Raw genomic sequence first — 17,633 nt, forward strand, 5'->3', positions numbered from 1 at the left:
AGCACTTTGGCGCGTGGTTCAGCCGGGCGGCGCGGCGGTCGTGCCCAGGGGCGGCAACCGCAGTTGCACCCGCAGCCCGTGCGGCACGTTGGGCAACACCGCTGCCTGGCCACCGTGGCGCAGCGCGATCTCTTTCACAATGGCCAGGCCCAGGCCGCAGCCGCCGGGCAGCTCACTGGCGCGCCAGAAGCGCTCAAACACCCGCGTCATGTCCTGTGCCGACAGGCCCACGCCGTTGTCCTGCACCTCCAGCACCACCTGGCCTTCGAGCAGATGGGCCATCAGCGTCACCTCCGTGCCGGGGCCGGCGTAGGTCAATGCGTTGTCGATCAGGTTGCTGAGCGCCTCGCGCAGCAGCAGGGGCGCGCCGTCCACCATCAGATGGTCAGCACCTTCAAACCCCAGGTCGATCTTCTGCGTCACCGCGCGCGGCGTCCACTCGCGCGCGACCTCGCGCGCCAGCGCGGCCACGTCCAGCGGCTGCAGCTTGACTTCCACCTCGTTGCGCGCCAGCGACAGCAGCTGGTGCACCAGGTGGGCGCTGCGCTGCGCGCCCGAGAGCACCTTGTTCAGCCGCGCGCGCAGGGCTTGCGGGTCGGTCTCGGTCAAGGCCAGCTCGGTCTGGCTGATGAGCCCGGCCAGCGGCGTGCGCAATTGGTGTGCGGCGTCGTTCAAAAAGCGTTTTTCCTGGCCCAGACTGCGCCGCACCGCCGACAGCAGCTGGTTCACGGCGGTGGCCAGTGCGTGTACCTCTTGCGGCGCCTGCGTCAGCTCGATGGGCGACAGCGCGGACACGCTGGGGGTGTGCCGACTGCCCAGTTGCGCCTGCAGTCGAATCAGCGGCTGCAGCCCGCGTGTGATGCCGCCATACACCAGCATGCTCAACAGGGCAGCCAGCAGCAGCAAGGGCGCCAGCATGTCAGCGATGAGCTCGTTGGTCAGGCGCTGTTGCACCGCCAGGCCTTTGGCCACCTGCACCCGCAGGCGCTGGGGCGCGTTGGCCTCGCCGTAGTCCAGCTCCAGCAGGGCCAGGCGCATCGGTTTGCCATCGACGGCCGTGGTGTAGAGCAGAACCTGGTCGTTGCGGGTGTCTGCCGCCGCATCGGGCAGCTTGGCGTTGCCCAGCAGAAAACTGCCGGGCGGCGACGACACCATGTAGCTGACCCGGTCGTCCGGGTCCTGTTCGATGATGTCCTGGGCGGCGCGCGGAAAGTCGATCAGCAGGCCGGAGCCAATCGGCTTGACCTGCCGCGACAGCGAGCGGACCAACTGGGTCAGCGACTGGTCAATGGCCTTGTTGGCATAACTCTGCGCCACCCGGTACGCCAGCGCCCCGCCCACCAGCAGCAGCACCAGTTGGGGCAGCAGCAGCCAGATCAGCAACTGGCGCTTGAGCGACAGCCCCTGGCCCCCGGGTGCCGCCGGTGCCGGGCTGTCCGTGTCGGTCATGACGGGGTGGTTTCCAGCATGTAACCCAGGCCGCGTACGTTGCGAATGTTCAACCCCGAGTCCACCAGCTTGCGGCGCAGGCGGTGGATATAGACCTCCAGCGCATTCGATGCCACGCCGGTGGCCGCGGCGGTGCCCGCCGCGCTGTCACCCGGCTCGGCCTGCCAGGTTTCCAGCACGTCTTCTCGGCTGACCACACGCCCGGCGTGGGTCACCAGCAAGGACAGCAGGGCCCATTCGCGCTGGGTGAGTTCCAGTGCCTCGTCACCCAGCCAGGCTTGCGGCAAGGTGGCGTCCACCCGCAGGCGCCGGGTGGCATGGCTGGCCACTTCCAGACTGCCACCAAAGGCGGGCAGGCGGGCGCGGCGCAGCAGGGCCCCCACGCGCGCTTGCAATTCGGCCATCTCGAAAGGTTTGGTCAGGTAATCGTCGGCCCCGGCGTTGAGGCCCTGTACCCGGTCATCGACGCCGTCGCGCGCGGTCAGGATCAGCACCGGCAGCGCCGGCAGCCGCTTGCGGATCCAGCGCAGCACCTCCATGCCGCTGATGCGGGGCAAGCCCAGATCAAGCACCACCCCGTCAAAGCGGTTGACCTCCAGCAAACGCTGCGCCGACTCGCCATCCGAGGCTGCCGTCACCGTGTGGCCCAGGTGCGACAGCTGGGCACTCAGGCCATCGCGCAGCAGATCATCGTCTTCAATAATGAGCAAACTTGACATGTCGGCAAGCATACCTGAGCGCCGGGTTCCCACGCCGTTCTGACGTGGCTCTTACATATTCTTTTGATGCGGCTTCAGCACAACGGCGCGGCTTGCACCGCCGCCACCCGCGCCTGGTGAATCAGTTCGCCTACCTTTTGCCCGCCAGCTCCGCTCGCCATGGCTTCCGAGGCGATGGTTTGGGTGTCCACCGCCTGCATGGCCGCCAAGGCCGTCAGCAGGCGCTGGCGCTGCGGGTAGGCGGTCTCAGAATGGCCCAGCCTGCCGCGCACATCCGCTTCGCAGGCCCGCAGGATGTCATGCATGCGCTGCGGTTTGCGCAGCGCGTCGCAGCGCTCCAGCAGGCGTGTCAGGGCGCTAGCGCCGAAGTCCAGACAGCGGTGGATGTTGCTGTGTTCACGCGCCACCACGTCGGCCAGTTCGCGGCAGGCCACCGGCACGCGCAGGCGTTCGCACACACTTTTGAGCAGCTTGGCGCTGCGTTCCTCATGGCCCAGGTGGCGCGGCAACACGTCTGGCGGGGTGTTGCCCTTGCCCAGGTCATGGCCCAGGCAGGCAAAACGCACCGGCAGCGGGGCCTGCAGGCGGGCCGCCATGTCCAGCACCATCATCACGTGCACGCCGGTGTCCACCTCGGGGTGGTAGTCGGCGCGCTGCGGCACGCCCCACAGGCGGTCCAACTCGGGCAGCAGTCGTTGGAGTGCGCCGCAGTCGCGCAGCACGGCAAACAGGCGCGACGGGGTGGCTTCCATCAGGCCGCGGCTAAGCTCCTGCCAAACGCGCTCCGGCACCAGGTGATCCACCTCGCCGTTATCCACCATCTCGCGCATCAGCGCCAGCGTGTCGCTCGCCACGCTGAAGTCGGCAAACCGCGCGGCAAAACGCGCCACACGCAGGATGCGCACCGGGTCTTCACGAAACGCCGGGCTGACATGCCGAAACACCTTGTTGGCCAGGTCCTGCTGGCCGTGGAACGGGTCAATCAAGTCTTGCGAGTCGCTTGGGCAGCCGGCCTGGAGCCAGCCGGGCCGGGCGGCGATGGCGTTGATGGTGATGTCGCGCCGCGCCAGGTCGTCCTGTAGCGTCACATCGGGCGCGGCATGGATGGCAAAGCCGTGGTAACCCGGCGCGGTTTTGCGTTCGGTGCGCGCCAGCGCGTATTCCTCATGGGTTTTCGGGTGCAGGAATACCGGGAAGTCTTTGCCCACGGGCACATAGCCCAGGTCAAGCATGGCCTGCGGTGTAGCGCCCACCACCACCCAGTCGCGGTCACTCACCGGCAAACCCAACAGGGCATCGCGTACCGCACCACCAACCAGGTAAGTTTGCATGCCCGCAGTTTACTGAAAACCGACCTTTCAGCCCACAGCCTACAATTTGCCGGACATAAACAAGAACATATCAATTCGGCGTTAGCCCGCCAGGAGGACATGATGTTGAGCACCGTTTTGCGGATACGCCCCATGGTGTGGGTGCTCGGGCTATTGGTCTTGGCGCCCCTGGCTTCGGTGGCACAGGCCTTGAGCAAGCCTGTGGGACCGGTGGTGTTGCAGGTCAGCGGGAAAATTGCCCAGACCAATGCGCCGGGTTTGGCTGAATTTGACGCCGCCATGCTGGATGCTCTGCCCGTAGCGGAGATCGTCACCGCCACGCCCTGGCAAAAAGGCGTTGTCACTTTCACAGGTCCGTCTCTCAAAGCCGTGCTCGACGCGGTGGGGGCCCGGGGCCAGAGGCTGCGGATGGTGGCGCTGGACGACTATTTTGTACGGGTCCCGGTCAGTGATGCGGCCCAGTTCAATCCGGTGCTCTCGCGCCGAATGAACGGCGTGGTGCTGAAGGTCAGAGACCGTGGTCCGATCTTCCTGATTTATCCTTTTGACGACCGGCCTGCTTTGAGAGACGAGTTGTACTACAACCGCTCGATCTGGCATCTGACGCGCATCGTGGTCGAGTAAGCCGACATGCGCACACCTTTCAAGTCCTGGTTGCTTGACCTGGGCGTGATCACGCCAGAGCAGCCGCAGAGCTCAGTATTTCAGCGTGTGCTGATGCTGGTGTTGTTTGTGGCCGTGCTGGGGGTACCGGCCTTTGCCTGGGTGCAATACCGACAGGCGCAAAACCTGGAGCGGCTGACCTCGCAGGATTTCACCGGCTTTGAGTGGGATGCCGTCAAGCTGCAATTTCGCAGTTTGCAGATGCACAGTGCGCTACGCGAGGCCGTGCAACACCCGCAGTCCATTGACGCCCTCACTCAGGCCAGCATGCAATACAACCTGATGGTTGCGCAGGTGCAGTTGATGACGCAGCGTGCACCTGTTCAGGGGGTGGACGACGAGCCAAGTTTCAAAATTGGCCTGTCGCACGCGGGCGCCTTCATGCGTCAGGCTGATCCCCTGCTGGAAGAGGTGTCGACCCAGGCCAACGGCCAGGCATTGCAGGCGCTTTTGCCGCAAGCCGAGGCCTTGCGCACGCAGATGTACCAGTTGCTGGTGGCCGCGCATGACCTGCGCCTGGAGCGCTCCAAGCAGTTCATTGACGAGGTGGCGCGGCTCAATTTGTACTTTGCGGTGCTGTCGGGGTTTGGGGTGGTTTTGGGCGCGGGCTGGGCACTGTCGGCCATGCGTAACCTCAAGTTGTCTGCAGCCCGTCAGGAAGCGCTGGCCAGACAGGTGGAGGAAAACAGTTTCAACGCTTCGCACGACTTTTTGACCGGCCTGGCCAACCGCCGGCTGCTGCTTGATCAACTGGACCATGCCATGGCCAGTTGCAAGCGCCACAACACCATTGGCGCCATCATCATGATGGACTTGGACAACTTCAAACCTGTCAACGATCGTTATGGCCACAACACGGGTGACTTGCTGCTGGTAGAGGTGGCCAGACGCATCAAAGATGGCGTGCGTGATGTGGATACCGTGGCGCGCGTGGGGGGTGACGAGTTTGTCGTGCTGCTCAGCCAGGTGGATGGCCAGCCCGACGGCGCAGGTCAGGTGGCTGAAACGGTTGCCCGCAAGCTGCTGGCGGCGGTGGCGGTGCCCTTGGTGTTGGCACCCTCGGGCCACCCGGGTGACGCCAACGTTGTGACCTGTCACTGCACCGCCAGCATGGGGGTGTCCATCTTTTCCAAAGACACCACCGACGCGGATGAACTTCTCAGGCGGGCCGATGCGGCCATGTACCTCGCCAAGCAAGGAGGCGGTGGCCGGGTGGAAGTGGCGGTGTAGGTTGGCCGCCTGGCATCGCGTTCAGCGGCGCAGGCGGTAGGGCTCTTCAAAGTCAAGAAAATCCTGCTCCGCGCAGGCACCATCAATCCAGGCTTTGACACCTGGCAAGGCGCAGACACGCTGCACATAGGCGGCGATGTCCTCTGGCAACGGCAGCGCATAGGTGACAAGTCGTGTGCAAATCGGGGCAAAGTAGGCGTCGGCCACCGAGAAGTCACCAAATAGCATCGGGCGGCCGTGGGCTTGCAGCAGCGGGCGCCACATCTCAATCAGGCGCGCCACATCGGCACGTACACCGGGCTGGTCGCGCCAGAGCAGGGCGCCGGTGTCGGGCAGGTGGGCTTCGATGTTCATCGGGCAATGGTTGCGCAGGCTGGTGAAGCCGCTGTGCATCTCGGCGCAGATGCTGCGCGCACGAGCCCGTGCTACTTTGTCAGCGGGCCACAGCTGTTTGTCGGGAAACTGCTCGGCCACATACTCGGCAATCGCCAGCGTGTCCCACACCACCAGCTCACCGTCCACCAGCACGGGCACCTTGCCGGTGGGGGAAATGGGTTTGAGCGCGGCTTTGAACTGCGAGTCGGGCGTGAAGGCGTCAAACCGGACCATGATTTCCTCAAACGCAATACCGGCGTGTTTGAGCAGCACCCAGGGCCGCATCGACCACGAGGAATAGTTTTTGTTGCCAATGTAGAGCTTGATCATGGCAGCTCTCGGTTGGTGAGGGCGCTCACGTCGCGCGGGCCAACCTGTCCCAGGCGGCCTTTGAGCGACTGGGTTTGCCCGGTGATCAGGGCGGCATAAATGGTGGTGTTGGCCAGTACTTTTTTCACGTAGTCGCGGGTTTCCGTGAACGGGATGTTTTCGGCCCAGATGGCGGCTTCCAGCGACGGGTCACCGACTTGGCCGCGCCAGGCACGTGGGCGCCCGGGGCCGGCGTTGTAGGCGGCTGCGGCCAAGGGCATGGAGCCGGCAAAGTCGTCCAGTACGAGTTTGAGGTAACCGGTGCCAATGGCGATGTTGGTGTCGCGGTCATGCAGCTGGTCGGGCTTGAAGTCGGTCAGGCCGATCTTTTTGGCGGTCCAGCGGGCGGTGGCAGGCATCACCTGCATCAGCCCGGCAGCCCCCACCACCGAGCGCGCATCCACGATAAAGCGGCTTTCCTGGCGGATGAGTCCGTACACATAGGCCGGGTCCAGGTCAATGCTGCGGCTGCGCTCAATCACCGCCTGGCGGTGTGGCATGGGGAAGCGTTGCACCAGGTCGATGACGCTTCGGGTGCGCTCGCTGGTGTTGATGCAGCGGTCCCACACGGCTTGCTGGCAGGCCAGGTCTGCGGCGGCCAGCAGTTCGCGGTCATTCATGCCGCCGGGGCTGTGCAGGTTGGTGGTGTAGTTCCACTCTTTCACGCCCTCGCTGCGCAGGCCCAGCGCGATGGCGGCCAGGGCGCGCTGCAGGCCCGGGTTGCTGCGGGCACGCTCTTTTTCCAGCGCGGTGAGTGGCGCGGGCGCGGCAGGCGGGTCGATCGGCTGGCCCAGTTCTTCCAGCGCCAGCATCGGGTAGAAGCCGCGCACACTGGCCACATCCTGCAGCGCCTGGCGGGCGTTTTGGCGTTCGGTCTCGGTGCGACCGGGTTGCAGCAAGGCACGGGCCCGCCAGTAAACCCAGGTGCTGTCGCTGGCGGCGTCCGGGCTCATGGCGTCGATGCTGTCCAGCGCGTCCTGCCACTGGTGCTGGCGCAGCGCGGCACGGGCACGCCAGGCCAGTTGGTCATCACTCATGCCCTTGTGGCTGGCGCTTTGAAAGTACCTCAAAGCACTGTCGGAAAGCTTGAGCGCCGCCTGTTTGCCAATGGCGCCCCAAGCCCAGCCGCGCTGGGCGTTGCTGAGGTGTTTGCCCCAGCGTTCGCCCAGCGCCTGCGCGGCAGCGTCAGGGTCGCTATCTGCCCAGCGGATCAAGGCCAGCACGGCCAGCTCTTGCGTCTGGCGCTGGTTGGACGGCGTGCGTTTGAGCAAAAAACGTGCGGGTTGTTTCAGCGCTTCGTCCAGCGCCACGGCCGCATCCGGGGCGACCAGGGCCACCACCTGCCGGGTGCTGTTGAGTTGGCGGGCCTCGGTGGTCAGGCGTGCCTTGCGCCAGATGTCGGCCTCAGCCAGCTGACCGGCGGCCAGGTGGCTTTGCGCCGCCAGGGTGCAGCCGTCACCGGCGTCTTTTTGGGCATACCACTGGGTTTTGACCTCGTCGGCCGAGTCGACCCGGGCCAGGATGTGTTCCATGGCCAGGGTGTAGCAACGCACCTCGCGGTCGTCGTTCATGCGGAAGTCGTTGGCCACACCCGCATAGGCGGCCCAGTCGCGGCGCTGGCCCAGCAACAGCAACCAGTCGTTGCGCAGGCGGTCTTCCTGGTAGGTGTTGCGGTAGCGGCTGAAAAACGCGGCTACCTCGTCCGGGCTGGCGGTCTCAAGGCGGGCGCGCAACTCCCAGTAGGCGGCCCAGGGCGCCAGCAAGTGGCCACGGGTTTCGGGCAACAGGGCGGTCAGGCGGGCGCTGTCGCCCTTCTTAAACGCCTGGTTCATTTCCAGCAACACGGTGTCTGACGCCGACTGCGCCCCCACTGGCGGTGCGACAAGCGCTACGGCCAGGCCAATCAATGTCAAAATCGTTCTGAACTGCATGTGGAGATTATGAATAACTCTGATGAACAACGTGCGCTGGACAAAAAAGCCTTGCGTCAACAGCTGCTGGCGCAGCGCCTTCGCCTGCCAGACCGCGAGCGGCGTGTCGATCTGCTGCGCCGCGTCATGCGCATCTGGCTGGTGGGGCGCCCGGACACGGTGATTGGCGCCTATTGGCCGATCAAGGGCGAGTTCAACCCGCTGCCCGCGTTGCACCGCTGGAAGGAAGACGGCGAGCTGGTGGAGCGCCCGCAGTTGCGCAAGATCGGCCTGCCGGTGGTGGACAAGGTCAACAAGACCATGACCTTTCACGCCTGGTACCCCGGCTGCCCGATGGAAGACGACGCCTACGGCATTCCCAAACCCAAAGACACCGAGGTGATCACGCCCACGCTGCTGTTTGTGGCCTGCGTGGGCTACGCGCCGGGTGGCTACCGGCTGGGTTATGGCGGTGGTTTTTACGATCGCATGCTGGCCACGCTGGACCCCAAACCGTTCACCGTGGGCTTGGGTTTTGGCACCGATTTTTTGCCTGATTTCGAGCCCGAACCCCACGACATGCCGCTCGACGCCATCCTGAACGACCACGGTGTCGTCTGGCCGGTGTGACCCGAACCTCGGGGCATGTCATCCTGGTCCCTGATTTTGGGCCGCATGCGATGGCAGCTCGGGCCCGCCGTGACAAGCATTGCGCCGCAGACTTGGCGTGCCGCATTTTTTGACTGGGCCGCCCATGTTTGACACCCTTCTTGACCCCCTCATCGACGCCTCTCACAAAGGTTTTCCCCACGCCAGCGCTGCGTTGCGCCTGTCTCAAATCGGCGCGCAGCGCTGGAATGTGCTGCGGGGCGACCTGCCGCTGCCCTTGGCCGTGATCCGCCAGGACCGCCTGCAGCACAACCTGGCCTGGATGCAGCAGTTTGCCCAAAGCCGCGGCCTGGGCCTGGCGCCGCACGGCAAAACCAGCATGTCGCCGCAACTGTTTCGCCGCCAGCTCGACGCCGGGGCCTGGGGCATGACCTTTGCCACGGTCACGCAGGCGCGCATTGGCGTGGCGGCGGGCACCCGCGCCTGCCTGATTGCCAACCAGGTCTTTGCCGACGGCGACCTGGCCGCCATTGACGACCTCAAACGCACCCATCCGGGCCTGCGGGTGATCTTTTGGGTGGACTCGGTGGCGCAACTGATGCTGATTGAAGGGTGGCACCAGCGCCACCCGGCGCCGCTGGCCCATGAGGTGCTGCTCGAAATCGGCGTGCCCGGTGGCCGCACCGGCTGCCGCACGTTCGATCAGGCCATGAATCTCGCCGAATGGTTACACGACAGCGCCGCCGTGCGCCTGGTGGGGGTGGCATGTTACGAAGGCCTGGGTGCGTCCGGTGACACCGCCAAAGACGCCCCCACTGCCAACGCCCTGATGGCGTTGGTGCAAAACGTGGCCCGCGCCTGCGACGCGCAAAACCTGTTTCATGGTGAAGAGGTGCTGCTGACCGCCGGTGGCTCCGCCATTTTTGACTTGGTGGCGCCCGCCCTGAAGCTGGAACTGAGCCGCCCGGTGACCGGCCTGCTGCGCAGCGGCTGCTACGTCACCCACGACCAGGGCAGCTACCAACGCATGATGAGTGCGGTGAGCCAGCGCACCGGCTGCGGCGCCGCTCTGGAGGCGGCGTTGGAAGTCTGGGCCTATGTGCAGTCCTGCCCCGAGCCCGGGCTGGCCATTTTGGCGGTGGGCAAACGCGACATCTCTTATGACTGGGCTTTGCCGACGCCGTTGCACGTCAACCCGCGCGGCACGTGTGAGTTACAAGCCGCCCCGGCCGACTGGTCCATCATCCAACTCAACGACCAACATGCTTATTTACAAGGCATCGGGCCAGAGCACGCCGCCCTGCAGGTGGGCGACACCGTCTGCCTGGGCATCTCGCACCCTTGCACCACGTTTGACAAATGGCGCTGGCTGCCGCTGGTGGATGGTGATTACAACGTGGTGGATGCGGTGGCAACGTGTTTTTAGAAAAATCGGATGAGGTTTGCCAGCTCCATTTGCCCCGGGTTGTTTCATGCTGGATGATCAAATAAAAACGTTTTGGCGTGTGCATGGCCCGATCAACCTGTTGTTGTTGAAGAACTATGAGCCCCTTGCAAACTGCGTTACCCGACCTGTCCACTATCGTTGACTACGTTGACCCCTTCCACCGCCAGCAGGTGGTGGCGCTGTGGACCACGGTGTTTGCGTATGACGCCGCACACAACCGGCCTGACCTGGTCATCGACAAAAAATTGGCGGTTCAGGATGATCTGCTGTTTGTGGCCCTGGACGGTGCGACCGTGGTGGGCACTGTGATGGCGGGTTATGACGGCCGCCGTGGCTGGCTGTATTCGGTGGCGGTGCATCCAGCGCATCGCCATCGGGGTGTGGGCGCCGCATTGGTGCGCCATGCCGAGCAGGCCTTGGTGGCGCTGGGCAGCGTCAAGATCAACCTGCAGATTGCGGGCGGCAATGAGGCGGTGGCGCCGTTTTACGAGTCGTTGGGTTATGTGGTGGAGAAGCGCGTCAGCATGGGGAAACCGGTGCCCCAGAACACCTGATTCGCCCGACGGCGATCAAAATAAATAGCTAGCCGCGCTTATCCGTCAAAGGCTGGCAGCCTATGTAAACAAAAGTGTCAGTATATTGTCCGGACTGGTATGATCAAAGCTTGCTCTCAACGAAAGCCACCATGAGCACATTGAATACTTCCAAGTCCGAACGCATCGATGTCCGCGCCAGCCTGACCGTGAAGTTACTGCTGCAGGAGGCCTCGCGTGCCTGCCACAAGAACGTCAGCGAGTTTTTGCTCGATGCAGGCGTGTTGGCCGCCAACCAGGCGTTGGCAGACCGTCGGCAATTTTCGCTGGATGAGGCGCAGTGGCAGGCCTTCCAGGCGGCGCTGGATGCACCGATTCAGCCCAAGCCACGTCTGAAAAAACTGCTGACTGAACCCGGGGTGCTGGATTGAGCCCAGCCTACGAGCCAGTTCGCAAACTGACCGCGACCGATGGTGTTGATGCGTTCGATTGTGGGCAGCCAGCCCTGAACCAGTTTTTGCAGCGGTATGCGCTGGTCAACCAAAAAGCCAACAGTGCACAAACTTACGTGTGCTGCCAATCGGGCGAGGTGAGGGGTTTCTACAGTTTGGCGGTGGGTGGTGTTGATGTGGACGTGGCATCAAAGCGGGTGACCCAAGGGCTGGCGCGCCACCCGGTGCCGGTGATGGTTCTGGCTAGGTTGGCGGTGGATGCGCAGCACCAGGGCCAGGGGCTGGGCCGGGCGCTGCTGAAAGATGCGCTGCTTCGCACGGCACGTGCCGCAGACATTGCCGGTATTCGCTGCCTGCTGGTGCACGCCAAAGACGATGCGGCGCGGCAGTGGTACCAGTCCTGGGAGTTTGAGCCGAGCCCGTCTGACCCCTACCACTTGTTTCTGCTGATCAAAGACCTCAAGAGCTTGCTGGCGGACTGATTTCTCAACACTCGACGATATTCACCGCCAGCCCGCCGCGTGAGGTTTCCTTGTATTTGGTTTTCATGTCGGCGCCGGTCTCGCGCATGGTTTTGATGACCTTGTCGAGCGAGACCACGTGCTGGCCGTCACCCTGCAGCGCCATGCGGGCGGCGTTGATGGCTTTGACCGCGCCCATGGCGTTGCGTTCGATACACGGCACCTGCACCAGCCCGCCGACCGGGTCGCAGGTCAGGCCCAGGTTGTGCTCCATGCCAATTTCAGCGGCGTTTTCCACCTGCTCGGGGCTGCCGCCCATCACCGCCGCCAGGCCCGCGGCGGCCATCGAGCAGGCCACGCCGACCTCGCCCTGGCAGCCGACCTCGGCACCGCTGATGGATGCGTTGAGCTTGTAGAGGATGCCGATGGCGGCGGCGGTCATCAGAAAGTCATTCACACCACGCTGCGCGTCCCCCGCCGGGTCGCGGCCATGAAACGGTGCCACAAAGCGGTCGCAATAGTGCAGCACGGCGGGGATCACCCCCGCCGCACCGTTGGTCGGTGCGGTCACCACCCGGCCACCGGCGGCGTTTTCCTCGTTCACGGCAAAAGCATAGACGTTGACCCAGTCCAGCACACTCAGCGGGTCGGCCAGGGTGCGCTCGGCACGTTCGCGTAACTGCGCGGCCAGCACGGGCGCGCGGCGTTGCACCTTGTACGGGCCGGGCAGGGTGCCGGGGTGGCTCAGGCCGCGCTGCACACACTCGCGCATCACCTGCCAGATGTTGGCCAGACCCGTGTGAATGTCGTCGTCGCTGCGCCAGGTGCGTTCGTTGGCCCACATGAGCTGGCTGATGCTTTTGCCGGTCTGCTTGCATAGGTGTAGCAGCTCAGAACCGCTGGTAAACGGGTAGGGTACTTTTTGATACTCGGTTAGCACCGCTTCATTGGCGGCGCCCGCGGTCACCACAAAGCCGCCACCCACGCTCAGATACTTGGCGACCTTGAGGGTCTGACCCTGCGCGTCGAAGGCGCTGAACTGCATGCCGTTGGGGTGTTCGGCCAGGGCTTCGCGCCGGTACATCAGCACGTGGTCACGCTCCACAAAACCGATCAGGTGCTTGCCCAGCACATTGAGCCGCCGTGTGGCGCGCACGTCCGCCATCAGGCCGGGCACGGCGTCCACATCCACCGTGTCAGGCGCGTGGCCCATCAGTCCAAGTACTACTGCCACGTCGGAGCCGTGGCCTTTGCCGGTGGCGCCGAGCGAGCCATAAAGTTCGCAGGTGATCTGGGCGGTGGACGCCAGCAGGCCGTCGCGCTGCAGCGCCAGCGCAAACAGCCGTGCGGCGCGCATCGGCCCCACGGTGTGGGAACTGCTGGGACCGATACCCACTTTGAACAAGTCAAAAACGCTGATGGCCATAAACGGTGTGTGAGGGGTTGAAGAGCGGGGGGCTCAGTGTGCCATCAGCGCGCGGGCGTCGTCCTCCAAGCCTTTGAGCTTGGTCGCCATTTTTTGCCGCTGCTCGGGGGATGCGCTGTTGTGCAGCTGGGCAAAGGTGTCGCAGTTGGCTTGGACCAGCTGGTCGATCTGGGCGCGGTAACTGGTGTTGGGCGACTGCAGGGTGCGCACCAGCAGGGCGCGGATGCTGTCTTGCGCTTGTGCCAGCGTTGGGGTGCCGCCTGCCAGGGTGCGCAGGGTGTGTTGCAGGTCCTGGTGGCGGCGCAGCGACTCTTGCTCGGCCAGCGCCGTGTCGTAAGGCGTGGCCATCACACCCGCGCGCAGCAGCTTGGTTTGTGCGTCGGTCAGCGGGCCGTAAAAGCTTTCGCTGCGTTCCACCAGGCGCTCCAGGCGGCGTGCCTGAATCTCGGCGGGTGGGGCGTTGAGCCACTCATCGCGCCATGTTTGTTCGCGCTTGTCCAGCTGGTGCTTCAAGTGCTGTAGCTGCTCGGGCTTGATGCTCATGGCCAGGCGGGCAAAAGCGGGCTCGGCTTGGGTCAGCACCACCTCCAGCCGCGCCTTGAAGCGTTCGGCCATCTGGCACACCTGGACCGCGGTGGTGTCTTGCCCGGCCTGGGCGCGCAGTTCGGCCAAATCGCGTGCCAGCAGGGGCAATTCCTGGCGCCGGTGCCAGCTGTGCAGCGCCTGCAGGTCTGCCCGCAGCGCCTCACTTTGAGGCGTGCTCAGGTCCAGATAGCCGTCCACCCACCAGTGGCTCAGATTGGGCAGCTGGCCGTAGCCCAGCCTCACCATGCTGCAGCCGCCCAGCAGCGCGGCCGTCAGCAGCGGCCACAGCAGCGCACGGATAATGCGCCAGACAACATCTTGATTCAACCGGGAGCGAGGCATGTCGGAATCTCACAAACTTTTTTCAGAGGCACCGCTGGATGTGCTGATCATGGCGGCGGGCAAGGGCACCCGCATGAAAAGCAAACTGCCCAAAGTGTTGCACCTTTTGGCTGGGCGCGCCTTGGTGCAGCATGTGATAGACACAGCGGCCGTGTTGTCAGCCCGCCAGGTGACCGTGATCACCGGGCACGGTGCGCCAGAAGTGGAAGCCGCCATCACCGCTTCAACCCAGGCTGGCAGCCAGTTTGATCTGAACTTTGTGCGCCAGGAGCCGCAGCTGGGCACCGGCCACGCGGTGCAGCAGGCCGTGCCGGTGCTGCGTGACGACGGGCTGGTGGTGGTGCTCTCGGGCGACGTGCCGCTGACCCAAGCCGACACGCTGACGCAATTGATTACCAGCTGCGCCGGTGACAAGCTGGCGCTGCTGACCATCGACTTTGCCAACCCCACCGGTTACGGGCGCATCGTGCGCACGGGCGACGCGGTGCAGGCCATCGTTGAGCAAAAAGACGCCACACCGGCGCAACTGAAAATCACCGAGGTCTACAGCGGCATCATGGCCGTGCCTGCCAAACAGCTCAAAACCTGGCTGGCGCGCCTCGACAACAAAAATGCCCAGGGCGAGTACTACCTGACCGACATCGTCAAATTTGCCGTGGCGGACGGCTTTCCGGTGGTGGCACACAAAATCATAGACGCCGCTCAGGTGGCTGGTGTCAACAGCCCGGTGCAGCTGGCCGACCTGGAGCGCGCCTACCAGAAGCGGGTGGCGCTGCAGCTGATGGAGCAAGGCGTGCGCCTGACTGACCCGGCGCGGCTGGACGTGCGCGGCAAACTCAGCTGCGCGCAAGACGTGTTTATTGACGTGAACTGCGTGTTTGAAGGCGTGGTCAGCCTGGGCGAGGGTGTCAAGATCGGCCCCAACTGTGTGATCAAAAACGCCAGCATTGCTGCGGGCGCGGTGATTCACCCGTTCACCCACATTGAAGGTGGCGAGCCGGGTAGCAAAAACGCGGTGGAAGTGGGTCCGGGCGCGCTGATTGGCCCGTTTGCCCGCCTGCGCCCCGGCGCCAAGCTGGGCGCCGAGGTGCACATCGGCAACTTTGTCGAGGTCAAAAACTCCACCCTGGCCAAGGGTGCCAAGGCCAACCACCTGGCCTACCTGGGTGACGCCACCGTGGGTGAACGCGTCAACTACGGTGCCGGCAGCATCACCGCCAATTACGACGGCGCCAACAAACACCGCACCATCATCGAGGCGGACGTGCACATTGGCAGCAACTGCGTGCTGGTGGCGCCGGTGACCATTGGCGCCGGTGGCACGGTGGGCGGTGGTTCCACCGTGTCCAAAGACGCCCCGCCGCTGGCACTCACCGTGGCGCGCGCGCGCCAGATGAGTGTGGCCAACTGGAAGCGGCCCGCGAAAAAATGAGCGAGCTTGAGCATTTGCAGCGCCAGCTTGAGGCAAGCCGGGCCGAGCTGCAAGACTTTGTTTCCACGGTGTCGCATGACCTGCGTGCGCCCTTGCGCCACATCAACGCCTACGCACAAGTCATTGCCGAAGACTGGCCCGAGCTGCCCGCCGAGATGGCGGACCACCTGAGTACCATCCGCGAGTCAGCCCAGTTGCTCAGCCGCCAGCTCGACGGCTTGACGCAGCTCTCGCGGCTGGCTGGGTTGCCGGTCAGTCTGGAACCGGTGAATGTGAGCACGCTGGTTCGGGAGGTGGCGGATGATTTGGCGAAACACCCGTCCACCACCGCGGTGGACTGGCAGCTGGCGTGCGATGTGCCCCCGGTGCTGGCCGACAAGACAATGTTGCGTCAGGTGCTGGTGCAGCTGCTGGGCAATGCACTCAAGTTCAGCCGCGGTCGGGACACGGCGCAGATTTCGCTGAGCTGGCAATGCACAGCCGCCGGTCAGTCGCATCCGTCAGAGCCGTCAAACGCTTTGGGCTCTGAGGCTGACAGCCCCACCTGCTGCCTCCGCATCACCGACCAGGGGATAGGTTTCAGGCCCGAGCAAGCCGGCAAGCTGTTCAAGGTGTTTGGCAAGCTGCACCCGGCGCGCGAGTTTGAGGGGCTGGGCCTGGGGCTGCTGCAGTGCCGCAAGCTCATGGCGCGGCAGGCGGGCGCGATCAGCATCAGCGGTGCGGTGGATCAGGGGTGCTGCGTCACGCTGCATCTGCCCCTGGCCAGCGCCTGAAGCCAACGGCAAAAGTTTCAGATCTGGGTCGGCAGCGGTACCCGCGCCCCGAACTTGCTGCGTTTGAGGCTGAAAAAGCTCTTCACATTGCGCACATTGGCATCCGCCGTGAACAGCCGCTGGGTGAGCGCCAGGTAGTCCGGCATGTTGGCGGCGTGCACCACCAGGCAAAAATCCGGCCCCGGTGACACCCGGTAACACTGCTGCACCGCGTCTTCATGCTGCACGCGCTGCTCAAAAGCAACGAGTGCGGCCTGGTCTTGCCGGTCCAGCGTGATTTCGACCACGGCGGTCAGCCCGTAGCCGATGCTGCCCGCCAGGGTGTCCACGCTCAGCACGGCAATCTCGCGCTCGATCAGGCCCAGCTCTTTGAGGCGCTTGACCCGGCGCAGGCAGGTCGGGGGCGACACGTGCACGCGTTCGGCCAGGTCCTGGTTGGACAGGGCGGCATCGGTTTGCAGTTGGTTGAGCAAAAGCAGATCAATGGTGTCCAGTGCGATGGGGGTCATGTCAGCCTCTGCGTCAACGGGGGGGCAGTTGTTGGTCGTCAGGCGCGGTGGTGCCGCTCAGCGCTTCAGTCGCTTGCGCAGCAGCGGCCACAGCAGGTTGAGTGCCAGCCCGGTCATCACCAGCGCGGCGGCAATCAGTTTCCAGGCGGGCAGGCTCTCGCCCAGCCACCAGGCCGAGCTGCCCATGCCAAACAGCGGCACCAGCAGCGCCATCGGCGTGATGGTGGCGGCGCTGTAGCGGCTCAGCAGCCAGCCCCAGGCGGCGTAACCAAAAATCGAGTTGCCCCAGGCCTGCCAGGCCACTGCCGCCCACGCCGTCGCATCCGCCTGCTGCAGCCCGGCCTGCAGGGCAGACCAGCCCTCCACCCAAAGTGACAGCAACGCCAGCGGCGGCACGGCAAACAGGCTGGACCACACCACATACGCCACCATGTTGATGCGCCCGGCGGCGCGGCTCACCAAGTTGCCCCCGGCCCAGGACAGCGCGGCCAGCAACACTAGCCCCAGGCCCAGCAGCGTGGTGCTGCCGTCGGTGTGGGCCACGATCACACCCAGACCACCCGCAGCCAGCGCCAGCGCCAGCCACTGCACCCGCTGCAGGGTTTCGCCCGCCAGCATCATCGCCAGCCCGATGGTGAAAAACACCTGCACCTGGATCACCAGCGAGGCCAGCCCGGGCGAAATGTGCCCGTTCATCGCCACAAACAGCAGGCCGAACTGGCCGACACCAATCAGCAGCCCGTAGCCCGCCAGGTTGTGCCAGGGCACCGCTGGACGCGGCAAAAAGAACACCATCGGGAAGACCACCACGCAGAAGCGCAGCGTGGCAAACAGCAGTGGCGGCATCTGGCCCAAAGCCAGCTTGATCACCACAAAGTTGCTGCCCCAGACGGCCACCACGGCCAGGGCGAGCAAAAAGTGGCGCAGTGAGATTGATGTTTTCATTCAAAAAATTAAATTATTTGGAATATTTAAACACAGATCATCATGCATGAAATATTTGATTATTTGTCATAAA

The 17,633-nt window shown here is 64.4% G+C and carries 18 protein-coding genes; 9 read left to right on the plus strand and 9 right to left on the minus strand.

Annotation, left to right across the window (positions count from 1 at the left end; translation table 11 throughout):
* Positions 1 to 18: 18 nt before the first annotated feature.
* The 3 genes from LHU53_RS01750 to LHU53_RS01760 all read right to left on the minus strand — a co-directional run bounded on the left by LHU53_RS01750 (position 19) and on the right by LHU53_RS01760 (position 3,499).
* A complete protein-coding gene (locus LHU53_RS01750) occupies positions 19 to 1,449 on the minus strand; it encodes a sensor histidine kinase (protein ID WP_227330361.1) in 1,431 nt (476 codons plus the stop codon).
* Positions 1,446 to 2,168 carry a response regulator transcription factor gene (locus tag LHU53_RS01755; protein WP_227330362.1) on the minus strand — a complete coding sequence of 241 codons (723 nt, stop codon included), beginning with the start codon at positions 2,166 to 2,168 and terminating at the stop codon, positions 1,446 to 1,448. The genes LHU53_RS01750 and LHU53_RS01755 overlap by 4 nt, the downstream gene beginning before the upstream one ends.
* Positions 2,169 to 2,242: 74 nt before the next feature.
* Positions 2,243 to 3,499 (minus strand): multifunctional CCA addition/repair protein, encoded by a 1,257-nt coding sequence (locus LHU53_RS01760; RefSeq protein ID WP_227330363.1) that lies wholly within the window; start codon positions 3,497 to 3,499, stop codon positions 2,243 to 2,245.
* On the opposite strand from LHU53_RS01760, the gene LHU53_RS01765 reads away from it, so the two are divergent.
* Together LHU53_RS01765 and LHU53_RS01770 are read left to right on the plus strand one after the other, a co-directional pair.
* Positions 3,494 to 4,123 carry a hypothetical protein gene (locus tag LHU53_RS01765; RefSeq protein ID WP_227330364.1) on the plus strand — a complete coding sequence of 210 codons (630 nt, stop codon included), beginning with the start codon at positions 3,494 to 3,496 and terminating at the stop codon, positions 4,121 to 4,123. The two genes, LHU53_RS01760 and LHU53_RS01765, sit on opposite strands and share 6 nt — an antisense overlap.
* Positions 4,124 to 4,129: 6 nt before the next feature.
* Positions 4,130 to 5,392, plus strand: a complete 1,263-nt coding sequence (locus tag LHU53_RS01770) for a GGDEF domain-containing protein (protein ID WP_227330365.1) — start codon at positions 4,130 to 4,132, stop codon at positions 5,390 to 5,392.
* Between the two features lie 21 nt (positions 5,393 to 5,413).
* Here the strand turns inward: LHU53_RS01770 and LHU53_RS01775 are convergent, their stop codons facing one another.
* Together LHU53_RS01775 and LHU53_RS01780 are read right to left on the minus strand one after the other, a co-directional pair.
* A complete protein-coding gene (locus tag LHU53_RS01775; RefSeq protein ID WP_227330366.1) occupies positions 5,414 to 6,097 on the minus strand; it encodes a glutathione S-transferase family protein in 684 nt (227 codons plus the stop codon).
* Positions 6,094 to 8,067, minus strand: coding sequence for a lytic transglycosylase domain-containing protein (locus LHU53_RS01780; RefSeq protein ID WP_227330367.1), 1,974 nt, complete (start codon positions 8,065 to 8,067; stop codon positions 6,094 to 6,096). Before LHU53_RS01780 ends, LHU53_RS01775 begins: the two co-directional genes overlap by 4 nt.
* 36 nt (positions 8,068 to 8,103) lie before the next feature.
* Here LHU53_RS01780 and LHU53_RS01785 point away from each other — a divergent pair, with 36 nt between their 5' ends.
* From LHU53_RS01785 to LHU53_RS01805, 5 genes are all read left to right on the plus strand, one after another.
* The gene (locus LHU53_RS01785) at positions 8,104 to 8,676 is read left to right on the plus strand and encodes a 5-formyltetrahydrofolate cyclo-ligase (RefSeq protein ID WP_227330635.1); all 573 of its coding nucleotides are present in this window, start codon (positions 8,104 to 8,106) and stop codon (positions 8,674 to 8,676) included.
* Positions 8,677 to 8,800: 124 nt separating this feature from the next.
* Entirely contained in the window at positions 8,801 to 10,081 is a 1,281-nt protein-coding gene (locus tag LHU53_RS01790; RefSeq protein WP_227330368.1) for an amino acid deaminase, read from the plus strand.
* A 116-nt stretch (positions 10,082 to 10,197) separates the two neighbouring features.
* Positions 10,198 to 10,656 carry a GNAT family acetyltransferase gene (locus LHU53_RS01795; protein WP_227330369.1) on the plus strand — a complete coding sequence of 153 codons (459 nt, stop codon included), beginning with the start codon at positions 10,198 to 10,200 and terminating at the stop codon, positions 10,654 to 10,656.
* 131 nt (positions 10,657 to 10,787) lie between these two features.
* On the plus strand, positions 10,788 to 11,066 hold the full coding sequence (locus LHU53_RS01800; protein ID WP_227330370.1) for a DUF1778 domain-containing protein: 279 nt from the start codon (positions 10,788 to 10,790) through the stop codon (positions 11,064 to 11,066).
* Positions 11,063 to 11,569, plus strand: coding sequence for a GNAT family N-acetyltransferase (locus tag LHU53_RS01805; protein WP_227330371.1), 507 nt, complete (start codon positions 11,063 to 11,065; stop codon positions 11,567 to 11,569). Before LHU53_RS01800 ends, LHU53_RS01805 begins: the two co-directional genes overlap by 4 nt.
* Positions 11,570 to 11,573: 4 nt before the next feature.
* On the opposite strand, the gene LHU53_RS01810 is transcribed toward LHU53_RS01805, so the two are convergent.
* Entirely contained in the window at positions 11,574 to 12,974 is a 1,401-nt protein-coding gene (locus tag LHU53_RS01810) for an L-serine ammonia-lyase (RefSeq protein WP_227330372.1), read from the minus strand.
* 33 nt (positions 12,975 to 13,007) lie between these two features.
* A complete protein-coding gene (locus tag LHU53_RS01815) occupies positions 13,008 to 13,901 on the minus strand; it encodes a DUF6279 family lipoprotein (RefSeq protein WP_227330373.1) in 894 nt (297 codons plus the stop codon).
* Between LHU53_RS01815 and glmU the strand changes: the two genes are divergently transcribed.
* Both glmU and LHU53_RS01825 read left to right on the plus strand, forming a co-directional pair.
* Positions 13,900 to 15,333 carry a bifunctional UDP-N-acetylglucosamine diphosphorylase/glucosamine-1-phosphate N-acetyltransferase GlmU gene (glmU, locus tag LHU53_RS01820; protein ID WP_227330374.1) on the plus strand — a complete coding sequence of 478 codons (1,434 nt, stop codon included), beginning with the start codon at positions 13,900 to 13,902 and terminating at the stop codon, positions 15,331 to 15,333. The two genes, LHU53_RS01815 and glmU, sit on opposite strands and share 2 nt — an antisense overlap.
* Positions 15,330 to 16,106: an ATP-binding protein gene (locus LHU53_RS01825; RefSeq protein ID WP_227330375.1), complete on the plus strand. Its 777-nt coding sequence runs from the start codon at positions 15,330 to 15,332 to the stop codon at positions 16,104 to 16,106. The genes glmU and LHU53_RS01825 overlap by 4 nt, the downstream gene beginning before the upstream one ends.
* Before the next feature lie 17 nt (positions 16,107 to 16,123).
* On the opposite strand, the gene LHU53_RS01830 is transcribed toward LHU53_RS01825, so the two are convergent.
* Positions 16,124 to 16,615, minus strand: a complete 492-nt coding sequence (locus LHU53_RS01830; protein ID WP_227330376.1) for an Lrp/AsnC family transcriptional regulator — start codon at positions 16,613 to 16,615, stop codon at positions 16,124 to 16,126.
* A gap of 57 nt (positions 16,616 to 16,672) precedes the next feature.
* Entirely contained in the window at positions 16,673 to 17,548 is an 876-nt protein-coding gene (locus LHU53_RS01835; RefSeq protein WP_227330636.1) for an EamA family transporter, read from the minus strand.
* Positions 17,549 to 17,633: the final 85 nt, after the last annotated feature.

It is taken from the genome of Rhodoferax sp. U2-2l, assembly GCF_020594515.1.
In the GTDB taxonomy this organism is placed as follows: Bacteria; Pseudomonadota; Gammaproteobacteria; order Burkholderiales; family Burkholderiaceae_C; genus Rhodoferax.